The 13,175-nt window shown below is 67.7% G+C and carries 12 protein-coding genes, 1 tRNA gene and 1 pseudogene; 3 read left to right on the top strand and 11 right to left on the bottom strand.

Annotated elements, in window-relative coordinates; translation table 11 throughout:
• Positions 1–187 precede the first annotated feature (187 nt).
• From FHG66_RS03785 to FHG66_RS03775, 3 genes are all read right to left on the bottom strand, one after another.
• Complete coding sequence (locus FHG66_RS03785; protein ID WP_139075360.1) at positions 188–472, bottom strand: hypothetical protein; 285 nt, start codon at positions 470–472, stop codon at positions 188–190.
• A 215-nt stretch (positions 473–687) separates the two neighbouring features.
• Positions 688–771: transfer RNA gene (locus tag FHG66_RS03780), tRNA-Leu, on the bottom strand.
• 42 nt (positions 772–813) lie between these two features.
• Positions 814–1,281, bottom strand: a complete 468-nt coding sequence (locus FHG66_RS03775) for an Lrp/AsnC family transcriptional regulator (protein WP_139075359.1) — start codon at positions 1,279–1,281, stop codon at positions 814–816.
• Positions 1,282–1,391: 110 nt separating this feature from the next.
• Here FHG66_RS03775 and putA point away from each other — a divergent pair, with 110 nt between their 5' ends.
• On the top strand, positions 1,392–4,853 hold the full coding sequence (putA, locus tag FHG66_RS03770) for a bifunctional proline dehydrogenase/L-glutamate gamma-semialdehyde dehydrogenase PutA (RefSeq protein WP_139075358.1): 3,462 nt from the start codon (positions 1,392–1,394) through the stop codon (positions 4,851–4,853).
• Positions 4,854–4,973: 120 nt separating this feature from the next.
• On the opposite strand, the gene FHG66_RS03765 is transcribed toward putA, so the two are convergent.
• The 8 genes and pseudogenes from FHG66_RS03765 to FHG66_RS03735 all read right to left on the bottom strand — a co-directional run bounded on the left by FHG66_RS03765 (position 4,974) and on the right by FHG66_RS03735 (position 10,711).
• Positions 4,974–5,432, bottom strand: a complete 459-nt coding sequence (locus tag FHG66_RS03765) for an aminomethyltransferase family protein (protein WP_139075357.1) — start codon at positions 5,430–5,432, stop codon at positions 4,974–4,976.
• Positions 5,425–5,655 (bottom strand): glycine cleavage T C-terminal barrel domain-containing protein, encoded by a 231-nt coding sequence (locus tag FHG66_RS22140; protein WP_246082456.1) that lies wholly within the window; start codon positions 5,653–5,655, stop codon positions 5,425–5,427. Before FHG66_RS22140 ends, FHG66_RS03765 begins: the two co-directional genes overlap by 8 nt.
• Positions 5,576–6,289 carry a hypothetical protein gene (locus FHG66_RS03760; protein WP_246082445.1) on the bottom strand — a complete coding sequence of 238 codons (714 nt, stop codon included), beginning with the start codon at positions 6,287–6,289 and terminating at the stop codon, positions 5,576–5,578. The genes FHG66_RS22140 and FHG66_RS03760 overlap by 80 nt, the downstream gene beginning before the upstream one ends.
• Before the next feature lie 114 nt (positions 6,290–6,403).
• Positions 6,404–6,811, bottom strand: coding sequence for a hypothetical protein (locus FHG66_RS03755; protein WP_139075356.1), 408 nt, complete (start codon positions 6,809–6,811; stop codon positions 6,404–6,406).
• Between the two features lie 5 nt (positions 6,812–6,816).
• Positions 6,817–7,202 (bottom strand): annotated as a pseudogene (locus FHG66_RS03750) (FAD-dependent oxidoreductase); the annotation flags it as partial.
• Positions 7,203–7,387: 185 nt separating this feature from the next.
• Positions 7,388–8,749: a pilus assembly protein TadG-related protein gene (locus FHG66_RS03745; protein ID WP_176556111.1), complete on the bottom strand. Its 1,362-nt coding sequence runs from the start codon at positions 8,747–8,749 to the stop codon at positions 7,388–7,390.
• Positions 8,746–9,159: a TadE/TadG family type IV pilus assembly protein gene (locus tag FHG66_RS03740; protein ID WP_139075354.1), complete on the bottom strand. Its 414-nt coding sequence runs from the start codon at positions 9,157–9,159 to the stop codon at positions 8,746–8,748. Before FHG66_RS03740 ends, FHG66_RS03745 begins: the two co-directional genes overlap by 4 nt.
• Positions 9,160–9,268: 109 nt before the next feature.
• Positions 9,269–10,711, bottom strand: coding sequence for a Glu/Leu/Phe/Val family dehydrogenase (locus tag FHG66_RS03735; RefSeq protein ID WP_139075353.1), 1,443 nt, complete (start codon positions 10,709–10,711; stop codon positions 9,269–9,271).
• Positions 10,712–10,951: 240 nt separating this feature from the next.
• On the opposite strand from FHG66_RS03735, the gene FHG66_RS03730 reads away from it, so the two are divergent.
• A complete protein-coding gene (locus FHG66_RS03730) occupies positions 10,952–12,649 on the top strand; it encodes a TadE/TadG family type IV pilus assembly protein (RefSeq protein WP_139075352.1) in 1,698 nt (565 codons plus the stop codon).
• The gene (locus tag FHG66_RS03725) at positions 12,646–13,173 is read left to right on the top strand and encodes a TadE/TadG family type IV pilus assembly protein (RefSeq protein WP_139075351.1); all 528 of its coding nucleotides are present in this window, start codon (positions 12,646–12,648) and stop codon (positions 13,171–13,173) included. The genes FHG66_RS03730 and FHG66_RS03725 overlap by 4 nt, the downstream gene beginning before the upstream one ends.
• The last annotated feature ends 2 nt before the right edge of the window (positions 13,174–13,175 follow it).

The following is a 13,175-nucleotide window of genomic DNA, read 5'->3' as shown; positions in this document are numbered from 1 at the left end:
CAGCATGGTGCTCCTGCGGGTCAGCCCCGTGTTCGCGTCGGCTGGCCCTGCCGGATCAACGAAATGGGGCTGACTTCTCTCGCCCTACGCTTTGTTGTTCTTCGTTCTTCGGGATAGAACCAGCGCGATCTCGCCAAAATCCAAAGGGTGCGCCATCAGACTTAACCAGAAACTGCGCCTTGACCCGTCAAGAGCGGTCAAGTCGGAACAGGTTCCATTGTAGCACGACCGGATAGGTCGCCTTCTGGTGCGAGACGCCGCTCGCTTTCACGAACACCTCATTGAGGTGCCATCGTCCGTAGGAGGCGTGCAAACCAGACACACGCGTCTTGCCGATCTCGGCCGCAAGCACCGGCCCAAAGCACTGCATCCGGAACCACATTGCTTCGTGGCTCAACTTCATGCCGCGCTTATGGGCGTCCTCCACAGTGGCCGGCGAAAGCGGGAAGCGCAGATGGAACATCACGGCCAAGCGGATCACCCCGGAGAAGGTGCAAAGGACCGGAAGGACCTGCGACTGGTCATCTGGCGCGTGAAGCCGACCCCCCGCCTCGCCCAAGCCCCATCACTCTGACGGGACCCCGCACCGTCTCCGTGCGCATACCTCAGCAAGGGGGATAGACAGGCTGATCATCAGCCTCGAACCACTGATAAGTGGCTGTTCCAACTGGATCATTTCCAGTCATTTGGTGCCCGCGGCCGGACTCGAACCGGCACGGCCGAAGCCAAGCGATTTTAAGTCGCTGATGTCTACCATTCCACCACGCGGGCAGGCCCGGCGACCCTAGCGGGCCCGGCTTCCGGACGAAAGGGTCAGGCGGGCATTCCGTCCTCCTTGACCGCCTGCATCGCCACATAGGTCGAGGTCGCGGCCACATGCGGCAGGGTCGAGATATGCTCGGCCAGGGCGGCCCGATAGGCCGGCATCCCGCTGGTGCGGACCTTGAGCAGGTAGTCGAAGCTGCCCGCGATCATGTGGCAGGCCTCGATCTCGGGGATGCGCAGCACGGCGGCGTTGAACTGCGCCAGGGCCGTTTCGCGGGTATCCGACAACCGGACCTCCACAAAGGCCACATGCTCGCGGCCCGTCGCCGCCGGATCGAGCAGAGCCCGGTAGCCGCGGATGGCCCCCCTTGCCTCGAGCCGCCGCAGCCGGGCTTGCACGGGCGACTTGGACAGGCCCACCCGCCGGGCCAGGTCGGCGATGCTGATCCGACCATCGCGCGCCACCACATCGAGGATCCGCCTGTCAAAGTCATCCAAGCCGGGAAGATCGCGCATCCCTGACCTCCACGAAGGGCGATTCGCCTGTCGAATAGGACAATAGCAGGCCCACCGCCTTCCTGCGATGCGGTATCGTCCGCGTCATCAGCCTGCTTCGGATGCCCGCCATGACCCATCACGCCGTCCTTGCCGCTCCCGACCTCCAAGCCCTGCGCGCCGCCGTGGACGCGGGCGCAGTGGCGCCCGAGGGACCGCTGTTGGATCGTCTGCGCGGGCAGGCCGGGCTATCCAGCGCCGATCGCGCCGCCATTGGCAAACAGGCCACCGATCTCGTGCGCCGGATCCGTGCCGCGAGCCGTCCGGGGCTGATGGAGGTCTTCCTGGCCGAGTACGGGCTTTCGACCGACGAAGGCGTGGCGCTGATGTGCCTCGCCGAGGCGCTGCTGCGCGTGCCCGACGCCGAGACCATCGACGCCCTGATCGAGGACAAGATCGCCCCCGCCGAATGGGGCAAGCACCTGGGCCAATCGGCCTCCAGCCTCGTGAACGCCTCCACCTGGGCCTTGATGCTGACGGGCAAGGTGCTGGACGACGCGCCTCCGGGGGTCGCGGGCCGCCTCCGCTCCGCCGTCCGCCGCCTGGGCGAGCCGGTGATCCGCGCCGCCGTGGGCCGCGCCATGAAGGAGATGGGCCGCCAGTTCGTGCTGGGCGAAACCATCGACGCCGCCCGCGCCCGCGCCAAGACGCAGGAGGCCCGGGGCGTCACCTACAGCTACGACATGCTGGGCGAGGCCGCGCGCACCGAAGCCGACGCCCGCGCCTATCACCTGTCCTACTCCCGCGCGATCAGCGCCATCGCGCAAGACTGCACCAAGGGCTCCGTCGCCGCGAACCCCGGCATTTCCGTCAAGCTGTCCGCCCTGCACCCCCGCTACGAGGAGGCGCAGAAGGACCGCGTCATGGCCGAACTGGTCCCCCGCCTCGCGTCTCTCTGCCATCTCGCCCGCGCCGCCGGGATGGGCCTCAACATCGACGCCGAGGAGGCCGACCGCCTGTCCCTGTCGCTCGACGTGATCGAGGCCACGCTGCGCGATCCGGGCCTGCGCGGCTGGGACGGCTTCGGCGTGGTGGTCCAAGCCTACGGCCGCCGGGCAGGCCAGGTGATCGACTGGCTCCACGCGCTCGCGACCGCGCTTGACCGTCGCATCATGCTGCGACTGGCTAAGGGGGCCTATTGGGACGCCGAAGTCAAACGGGCACAAGTCGAGGGGCTCACGGACTTCCCGGTTTTCACCAGCAAGACCTCGACGGACGTGAGCTATATCGCCAACGCCCGCAAGCTCCTGGGCATGACGGATCGCATCTACCCGCAATTCGCGACCCACAACGCTCACACGGTGGCAGCCATCCTCCACATGGCCGAAGGGATGGCCATGCCGTCCTCCTCCTACGAGTTCCAGCGCCTACATGGGATGGGCGAGACGCTGCACGACCTCAACAGCGCGGCGCAGGGTACCGCTTTGCGCATCTACGCTCCCGTCGGCGCGCATCGCGACCTCCTCGCCTACCTCGTGCGGCGTCTCCTGGAGAACGGGGCGAACTCCTCCTTCGTGAACCGCATCGTGGACGAATCCATCCCGCCCGAAGACGTCGTCCCCGACCCCTTCGAGGCCCGCCCCACCCGCACGATCCCCACCGGGTCCGAGCTGTTCCTGCCCCAGCGCGCCAACTCGCGCGGGCGCGACATCACCGACCGGCCGACCCTCGCGCTCCTCGACGCCGCCCGTGCGCCCTTCCGCGACACGCTCTGGCAAGCCGCCCCCCTCGTCGCGACCGAGGCTACCGGCCCCACCCGCGAACTCCGCGAGCCTGCCACCGGCCGCCTCGTGGGCCGCGTGACTGAGGCCGACGCCGCCACGGTCGCCGCCGCGATTGACGATGCCCGCCCCTGGTCCGCCCCCCTGGCCGAGCGGGCCGCGATCCTGAACCGCGCCGCCGACCTTTACGAGGCGAACGAAGGCGAGATCTTCGCCCTTCTTGCCCGCGAAGCCGGCAAGACGCTGAACGACGGCGTGGGCGAGTTGCGCGAAGCCGTGGATTTCCTTCGCTATTACGCCGCGCAGGCGCAGGGACCGGACGGGAGCGGCGTCTGGGCCTGCATCTCGCCCTGGAACTTCCCGCTCGCCATCTTCACCGGCCAGATCGCCGCCGCGCTTGTCACCGGCAACGCCGTCCTTGCCAAACCCGCGCCGCAGACGCCCCTGATCGCCCACCGTGCCGTGCAATGGCTGCACGAGGCGGGGGTGCCCCGCGACGCGCTCCAGCTGCTTCCCGGCGGGGCCGAGACCGGGGGCGCGCTGACGGCCGACCCGCGCCTTTCCGGCGTGGCCTTCACCGGTTCCACCGGTACCGCGCAACGCATCCGGGCTGCGATGGCGAACGGTCCCGCCGGTCGTCCCCTGATCGCGGAAACCGGCGGCATCAACGCTATGGTGGTGGATTCCACGGCCCTGCCGGAACAGGCGGTCCGCGACATCCTGACCTCGGCCTTCCGGTCCGCAGGCCAACGCTGCTCCGCCCTGCGCTGCCTTTACCTTCAGGAAGAGGTGGCAGAGCCCGTGCTGCACATGCTGCGCGGCGCGATGGCCGAACTGCGCCCCGGCGACCCTTGGGACCTGTCCACCGACCTTGGCCCTGTCATCGACGTGCAGGCGCAAGCGAGCATCCAAGCCCACATCGACCGCGCCCGAGGCAAAGGCCGCGTGGTCGCCGAGCGACCGGTTCCTCATCACGGCACCTTCGTCGCGCCGACCGTCATCCGCGTGACCGGCATCGCGGACATCGAGCGCGAGGTCTTCGGCCCCGTCCTCCACGTCGCGACCTACAAGGCCGCAGACCTCGACCGCGTCATCGACGCGGTGAACGCGACGGGCATGGGCCTGACCTTCGGCTTCCATTCCCGCATCGACGACCGCGTGCAGCGGATCGTGGACCGGGTGCGTGCGGGCAACCTTTACATCAACCGCAACCAGATCGGCGCGGTCGTGGGTTCCCAACCTTTCGGCGGCGAGGGTCTGTCAGGCACCGGCCCCAAGGCGGGCGGGCCGCATTACCTCCCCCGCTTCGGGCCGCGGACGCCCGAGGTGGCAACCAGGGCCTGGGACCGGGAGGCCGATGCCGTGGCACTCGGCCGCGCGCTCCAGGCCACTCCCTTGGCAGCCCCGGCCGCCCCCACCGACATGCCGGGCCCCACGGGCGAATCGAACCGCCTTTCGCTCCACCCCCGCCCGCCGATCCTTTGCCTCGGCCCGGGCCCCGAGGCTGCGCAGGCGCAGGCCGCCGCGATCCGCGACCTCGGGGGTCTGGCCGTAGAGGCAGGGGGCGCTGTCCCGCCCAAGGCCCTGATCGATCTGAGCCCCCTCGGCGGCGCGATCTGGTGGGGCGACGAGGCGACGGCGCGGGCTTACGAACAGGCCCTGGCCCAGCGTCCGGCTGCGATCCTGCCGCTGATCGTGACCCGCCCGGACGCCGCCCAAGTCCTCATCGAGCGTCATGTCTGCATCGACACCACGGCGGCAGGCGGCAACGCGACCCTGCTGGCCGGGACCGCGACAGGTTCGGGCGTCTGACGCCATACCCTTGAGCAATGCGCTGGGGCCCTAGGCGGCCCCGGCGCGCGCCGCGACGCCCCGCATGGCCCCCTCGATCTCGTGCACCAGGGTCAGGGCCATGCTCCTCATTCCCATGACCTAATAGCAATTCGCCCCTGACCGCAGCAGCGTCATGCTCATGGACCCGAGCAGCGTGCGGGCCGTGCCCCCTTCCGGGAAGGCCCCGTCCCGCAGGTTCAGCGGCACGAGCCGCGCGAGCACATACCGCGCGGCGGGGCCGTCCGGCCTCAGCCCCACAAGGCCATCGCCCTGCTCGACAACGGCGGCGATCCCGTCCAGCCCATCCGGCGCGGCGCGGCCCACCAGAAGTGCCTGCCCCGGCCCGGCCCAGATCAGGCGCACCCCGTCGATCGGCTCCATCAGCGCGGGCGCGGGCAGCAGCACGACGCCCAACGCCCGCGCGTTGGCCGCCTCTTGCCCCCGAAAGAGCGCAATGGACCACGCCGGCCCCAGCACCACCTCTGACCGCGTCGCCCCGCCAACAGCCAGCGGCAGCCCCAGCCCTTGCGCCGGGCCCGTCTCCAGAAGCCTAGCCACGCATCCGCCTTCCCTCCGGGTCGAGAAAGACCGGGTCCGTGACCTCGCACAGGGTCTCCACGCCTCGCATGGCGTCCACGAGCGCCACCAACTCCCCGTGCCGCGCCCGCCCGGCCTTCAGGAAGCCAAGCGCCAGCGCGGTGTCAAAGGTCGGCGACCAGCAGGCCGAGGTCACATGGCCCTGCCCGGTCGCGCGAACCGCCGCGTCGTTGCGCCGGTACAGATGCGCCCCGGCGGTGATCTGCCCCCGACCGCGCCCCGCGCCGCAGACCCACCAGCTGCTCTCGGTCCTCCTCCAGCAGCCCCGTTCGACGCGACGACGCCCAGCCCACGCAGTCCTTGCCCTTGGCCACCATCCGCTCGAGCCCAAGGTCGAAGGCCGTGGTCCGCCCGAGTATCTCGGCGTGCGTGGGGAACCCCTTCTCGATCCGCAGGACGTTCAGCGCCTCCAGCCCATAGGCCCCGCCGCCCAGGCCCTCGGCCTGCCCCACCAGCAGCCGCCAGAGCGCCGCGCCGAACCGCGCCGGCACCGCGACCTCATAGGCCCGCTCGCCCGAAAAGCTGATACGGAACACCCGCCCCGGCACGCCCAAGACCGACACCGCCCCGCATCCCATAAAGGGCACCGCCGCGTCCGACAGGTCGCCCTCCACCACGCTTTGCAGCATCTCGCGCGACCACGGCCCCGCGACCGAGACCTGCGCCCACTGCTCGGTGACCGACACGCATTCAACGTCCAGCTCCGGCCGCAGCACCTGGGCCACGAAGTCCAGATGCCTCATGACCGGCCCAGCCGCCGCTGTCGTGGTCGTCACCCCATAGTGGTAGACCCCCAGCCGCGCGCAGGTCCCGGCCAAACCTCCGCCCCCGCATCCCATTCGGGCCGGTGCAAGGGGGTGTCGTCCCTCTGCACGGTGAACTCCCGCCGGTCCCATTTTCCGCAGAACGGACAGGTCACACGCATCTTGTGTTCACTCTAACGTCCTCGGGTCACGGCTTGACTGGGGCGTCTCGATGCTCTCGGCCGCCTTCGCCACCTCCGAAAGACCACTCTCATCGAGCACGAAGGGGTAAATCCCGGTCTCGACCAAGTCGCGAAAGGAGATGTGCCCGCGACAGAACTGATACTCATGCTTAGCGGCTTCGATGACCGTTCGGAGATTCTGCTGGTCCAGCGCAGAACCACGAAAGTAGCCCAATATGATCATGTCCTTCCGGGGATCATCGAGCCGCTCAGCCGCGTCTCGGATAGCGTCGAGCAGCCGATTGATCTCCGGCGTGAATGCCTTGTCATCGACAGGTGGATCGAACTTGGCACGCAGGATGAATCTCAAGAACTTGCCAAGCTCGACCAGATTGAAATCGGAGACGCTGCCCATTCGTTTTAGTGCAGCGAATGCTGCGCCCCCGTGCCTTCCTCGTCCATGATCCCCCGCCCCGTTGCGAAGCGGTCCAGCCGGAACCGCGCCGCGGCCTCGTGCGGCTGCCCCGTCGCCATCAGGTGCGCCATGCACCAGCCGCTCGCCGGGACAACCTTGCCCCCCCCCGGTAGTTCCAGCCGCAGTTCAGGAAGAGCCCGTCCACATGGGTCCGGTCGATGATGGGCGACCCGTCCGGGCTCATGTCCATGATCCCACCCCAGGACCGCAGCACCCGCGCCCGCCCGATCATGGGCATCAGCGTCATGCCCGCCTCCATCACATGCTCTACCATCGGCAGGTTCCCCCGCGCCGCATAGCTCGCGTAGAGGTCGAGGTCGCCCCCGATGACGACCGCATCGTACTCGGCCTTAAGGGCGGGATCGCGCCAGGCTCGCGTCCAGCCCTTGCTGCCGGTCGAGCCTTCCCGGATCAGCCGAAAGCCCGAGTACCGCATGCACCACCCCCTCCCGACTCGATAACGTCTGGAGGGGGGCGGAAGCAACGCCCGCGCCCCGCTCAGGACGAGTGCCCCGCTCACCCGGCCATGCGCAGGGCCGCGACCATGAAGTTCTTGTCCATACCCATGCTGCAGCCGCGCATGTCAATGTTGCTGGTGCCGTCGATGGTGCCACCCGCCACGATGGCCGCGCCCACGCCCTCGGCGTCGGCGGCGAAGTTGACGTCACCCGCCGCGATGATCTGCCCGCCATTCATGGTCAGCCCGGCGGCGTTGTGAAATCCGCCATGGGTGATGATCTGCGCCTCGCCCCCGGCCGCGCAGGCGTCGTCCTTGCCCAGCCACAACCCGGTCTGGCCGCCGCCGCCCTTGTTGACCTTGACCGACATGGCGGCGGTGTTGGTCGTGTAAAGCACCACCTGCTGCAGATCGACCTTGCCGCTGATCTGGATCTGGCAGTTGGTCAAAAGGACGATGTCGGCATAAACTCCGCCCGGCAGCGTCAGGGTATCGCCGGCGTTGCCGCACATGCGCCTGTAGACCCGCCCCGCGGGCAGCTGGCTGGGCACGTAGGTCACATCCCCACCCGTGCCGAGATCCTGGACCGGCTGGCTGGTCAGATAGCCCCGCCCGTTCCAGTCGGCCGACCCCCGCGTCTGCAACCCGACCCACAGCGACTCGCGCGCCGAACCTTCCGTGGTCAGCCGGTCGAGGATGTTGAGCTCGTAGCGCCCCGAACGCAGCGCATCCTGCAGCCCCCTGTTGGTCTTGAACCCGGACTCCGGAATGTCGAGCCGCGCGAGGTCCGGCATCGAAACCGTGGTCCCCTGCTGGAAGAAGTTCTGGGAGTTCAGCGACACATAGTCGTTGGAATGCAGGCAGAACCCGTCCCAGAACTGGTTCTGGGACTGGATGTCCACCACGCCCCTGGACACGAAGCCGTTGTAAAGGCACCTGCCATTCTGGAGATAGAAGATCGACTGCGCGGTGATCTCCGTGGGATCGAGGTCGAGAACGCGGAACAGTAGATGCTCGACCGTGTTGCCGCGCGCCTGCGTCCGTCCGGCGTTCACCCGCACGGCCGAGGTCGCGGTCGGGTCCGGCCTGAACACCCGCGTCACCGGGTCGTAGGTGCCGAACGTGATGTCCGACGCCTTGATGACCTCGCCGTACAGGCTCTCGGGCATCCCGGCCTTGGCCCGGTCGATCGCGTCCACACGCGCCTGCGCGACAGGGACCGTCTGCCGCCGGAACAGAGCCGCATGCGCCGCCACGTCGGCCGCGACCTGCAGCTGGGCCTTGGCCTCGTAGAAGTGGGTCACGTCCACGCCCACCGCTCCGATCATCAGCGTGGCCAGGAACATGAACAGCGCCCAGACGGTGATGCCGCCGCCCTCCTCGCGCGCGAAGAGCGTCAGGCGGCCCGGAACCCGCCTCATTCGACGTAGTGCTCCGACTGGACGACCATGTCGAAGCCCTCGAACATGTTGAACAGCGACAGGTCCGAGACCGGGATGCTCATCCGCGACACCACGATGGTGCGGTCGGCGTTCACCTTGGTTTCCACGCTCGCGTTGGGGGCGACCGTCTCCATCGTGCTCTCGATCCATCGCTTCGTCGCAGCCGGGCTGTCCAGCCGACCGGTGGCAAAGGCTCGATTGCCGTTCTGCAGCACCCGATACGCCTCCCCCCGCCCGTAGAAGGCCAGCGAGGCATCGGTGATCATCACCAGCAGGCCAAAGAACACCGGAAGCCACAACACGGCCTCGACGGTCACGCTGCCATCCTCGCTTCGCGCGAACCGTGTCAGCCATCCCAAGGTCGCCATCACCCCAGAGCCTCCTGTCATGGGGCCGCCGATCCTGGCGGCCCAAACCTGGTTAACGGGCGGTTAACCGAGCGATCGGGGCAAATCTTGGACGACAACAGGACGAGTCCGAGGATTGTCTCCTGTTCGTCTACAACCCCTTGGCCCTGTAGCTCTCGGCCACACGCCCGATCGCAACAAGGTAGGCGGCGGTGCGCAGGTCGCCCACCTCGGGTCGGGCGTGCCAGACCTCGCGCATCGACTGGTAGGCCGTCCGCATCGTGTCATCGAGCCCCGACCGCACCAGCGCCAGCTCGTCCGCGCCCCGCATGTACTTCTGCTTGAAGTCCGGGTTCAGCGTCCATCCCAGGCCCCGGTCGTCCGACAGCCGCTCCAGCTCGCTCACCAGCAGGAGGTGCTCCGCTTCCTCGGCCCGCCGCTGCATCCGGCCAAAGCGGATGTGGCTCAGGTTCTTGACCCATTCGAAGTAGCTCACCGTCACGCCCCCGGCGTTGGCGTACATGTCAGGGATGATGACCACGCCCCGTTCCCGCAGGATCTCGTCCCCGCCGGCGGTGATGGGGCCGTTCGCCGCCTCGATGATCAGCGGCGCCCGGATGCGCGCGGCGTTCTCCTTGTGGATCACCCCTTCCAGGGCGGCGGGGATCAGGATGTCGCACTCGGCTTCCAGCACCGCCGCGCCCTCGGGCACGAACCGCGTGCCGGGGCAGTCCTTGAGCGTACCGTTCCGCCCGAGCCACTCCTTGGCCATCTCCACCGCGATGCCGGTGTCGCACCAGACCGCCCCGTCCCGTTCGATCAGGCCCACGATCAGCGCGCCGTCCTCCTCCGAAAGGAACTTGGCGGCGTGGTAGCCCACGTTCCCCAGCCCCTGCACGACGATCCGCTTGCCCTCCAAGCCCCCCGACAGTCCCGCCCGGCCCACGTCCTCGGGGTTGCGGAAGAACTCGCGCAGGGCGAACTGGATGCCCCGCCCGGTGGCCTCGACCCGCCCCTGGATCCCGCCCGAGGCCAAGGGCTTGCCGGTGACGCAGGCATTGGCGTTGATGTCGGTGGTGTTCATCCGCCGGTACTGGTCGGCGATCCAGGCCATCTCGCGCTCGCCGGTGCCCATGTCGGGGGCGGGCACGTTCTGCGCCGGATGGATCAGGTCGCGCTTCGCGAGCTCATAGGCGAAGCGGCGGGTGATCTGTTCCAGCTCGTGCTCCTCCCAGGCGCGCGGATCGATGCGCAGCCCGCCCTTGGCCCCGCCGAAGGGCACCTCGACCAGCGCGCATTTGTAGGTCATCAGCGCGGCCAGCGCCTCCACCTCGTCCTGGTCCACGGCCATGGCATAGCGGATGCCGCCCTTGACCGGCTCCAGATGCTCGGAGTGCACGCTGCGATAGCCGGTAAAGGTGTGGATCGCCCCCCGGAGCCGCACGCCGAACCGCACGGTGTAGGTGGCGTTGCAGACGCGGATCTTCTCCTCGAGCCCGGGCGGCAGGTCCATGAACCGGGCCGCGCGGTTGAACATGAGGTCCACCGAGTCGCGGAACGACGGCTCCTGCGGGGGCATCACGGCATCCTTCATGGGGGTCTCCTTCTGCGATGGACCAGGCCGGACCACCCGGCGCCGCCATGATGTAGCCCGAATCCGGCCGTTGCCGTGACCGTCCTCGCGGCCCTTGCCCCGAAACAGGCTGCCCAAAGCCTAGGACGCACCGGAATCGCCGCGATCTTTACGGTTACGCCACACTTTTGCCGACAGACGGTGGCTTGATCGGCCCATGTCGTGCGCTCTTCGTTCCGTTTGACGCCAAAAGGTGATTCCATGCGCAAGGTTCGCGCTCCGGGCCCCCCCTTCCCCGTCCGCTTCCTTCGGGACGAGGATGGGTCGATGATCGTCTTCTCGCTGTTCCTGATCCTGGCCGGCCTGATCGTCGCCGGCATGAGCATCGACGTGATGCGCTTCGAGATCGAGCGAAGCCGCCTCCAGGCCACCGCCGACCGCGCCGTCCTGGCCGCGGCGAACCTGCAGCAGGCCAGGGACCCCGAAGCCGTGGTGCGGGACTACTTCGAGAAGACGGGCATGGGCGACCGGCTGGAGGAGGTGCAGGTCGTCCAGACGATCAACCAGCGCCGGGTGGGCGCAAGCACGCGGTCGCGGGTGGACAGCCTGTTCATGGGCATGCTGGGCGTCCCCCAACTCACCGTTCCGACCAACGCGGCGGCCGAGGAAAGCGCCACCGACATCGAGATCTCGCTCGTGCTCGATGTGTCGTATTCGATGCAGTATGAACTTCGGAGCCCGACCCGTCCAACCGGTCGGATCGATAAGCTCCGCACGGCCGCCAGCCAGTTCGTCCAGACGGTGCTGGAAAACGACACGCAGCGCCGAATCAGCATCAACATCGTTCCATTCAACGGGCAGGTGAACCTCGGGCCCACGCTGTTCAACCGCTTCGTCAACACCTACCCCGGCCGGATCGTCGACCGGCACAACGGGACGAACTCCTTCTGCCTTGACCTTCCGAACAATGCTTACGATCAACCCGGCCTTGGCACTGGCAACATTCCTCAGAGTGGCCACTTCGACGCGTATAGCGGCGCCACCACGGTGACGCCTCAGGGCCTAGTTCAGGCCCCAAAGCCCCCACCCAACAATGACACCGCTACCCTTGCCATCCTGTGCCGCACCTCGCCGGAGAATATGGTGATCGTGGGCGGCCAGAGCATCCCCGCGCTTCAAGCCGCGATCAGGAACCTTGAGGCTGGAGGCTATACCTCGATCAATCTCGGGATGAAGTATGGCCTGCTCTTCCTCGATCCCGCTTCACAAGGACTGCTGAACGGCTTGGTGCCCGCTAACCGACCCTTCTTCCCATGGCGGCGCGACAACACGATGAAGATCGTCGTTCTGATGACCGACGGCGAAAATATGGCTTCATATCACTACAGCCCCGACTTCCGGTCCCTGAACGTGAACGCGTTGTCGCCGATTTACGAGGTCGCGGGCAGTCCGTCGGCCTATTACTACAGAGACACCACCCGGACGACCGACCAGTACTGGAACCCGACGACAGGAACCCATGGGACCATTCCCAGTGGAGCGACCCAACTCACCTGGACCCAGGCGTTCGGAAAGCTGCGTGTTCAATGGATCGGCCAGCAACTCTATGCACGACGCTGCGGCAGCAGGACGACGGGCTCGTGCGCTTTCCAGTTCGGTTCGACGAGCGTGCCGGTCAACACCGCCGCGACTTTTCGAGACGCCATCACCGACCAGCCCAACGCAGCCACCATGAATACCCAACTCTCGCAGACTTGCGCCCAAGCGCGCGCGGCTGGGGTCATCGTCTACGGCATCGCCTTCGATGCCCCAGCGGCTGGCCAAACCGCGATCAAGAACTGCGTGAATCCTGACAACCTGCAGGCCAACAATCGCTATTACACGGCCAGCAACGACACCATCGAACGGGTCTTCGGCACCATCGCCGCCCAGATCAACGCCCTGAGGCTGAGCCGATGACGATGCGGCTCCGGTCGTTCCGCCGCTCCGAGGACGGGTCCGGCACCATCGAGTTCGTGCTGTTCCTGCCGTTCTTCCTGGCCCTGTTCCTGTCCACCTTCGAACTCGGGATGCTGATGACCCGACAGGTGATGCTGGACCGGGGGGTGGACATGGCGGTGCGGCAGGTCCGGCTCGGGGCCATCGAGCCGCTCACGCATGACACGCTCAAGGAGGCGATCTGCGGCAACGCCGAGATCATCCCCGCCTGCATGCGGCAGCTCAAGATCGAGATGCGCCGCGTCGATCCGCGGGGCTGGACCGACATCCCCCGCGCGGCGGACTGCGTGGACCGCTTCAACCCCGCCGAGCCGGTCACCAGCTTCGACATCGGCACCTCGAACGAGCTCATGGTCCTGCGGGTCTGCGCGCTGTTCGACCCCTACTTCCCGACCTCGGGCCTGGCGTCCCAGGTGGCGCGCCAGAACGGCGGCGCCTACGCGCTGGTCTCGACCACGGCCTTCGTGATCGAGCCGAAGAGCTGAGC

This window comes from Rubellimicrobium rubrum (assembly GCF_006152115.1).
In the GTDB taxonomy this organism is placed as follows: domain Bacteria; phylum Pseudomonadota; class Alphaproteobacteria; order Rhodobacterales; family Rhodobacteraceae; genus Rubellimicrobium; species Rubellimicrobium rubrum.
Note: the sequence above shows the minus strand (reverse complement) of the source record. Positions and strands in the feature narration are given on the sequence as shown.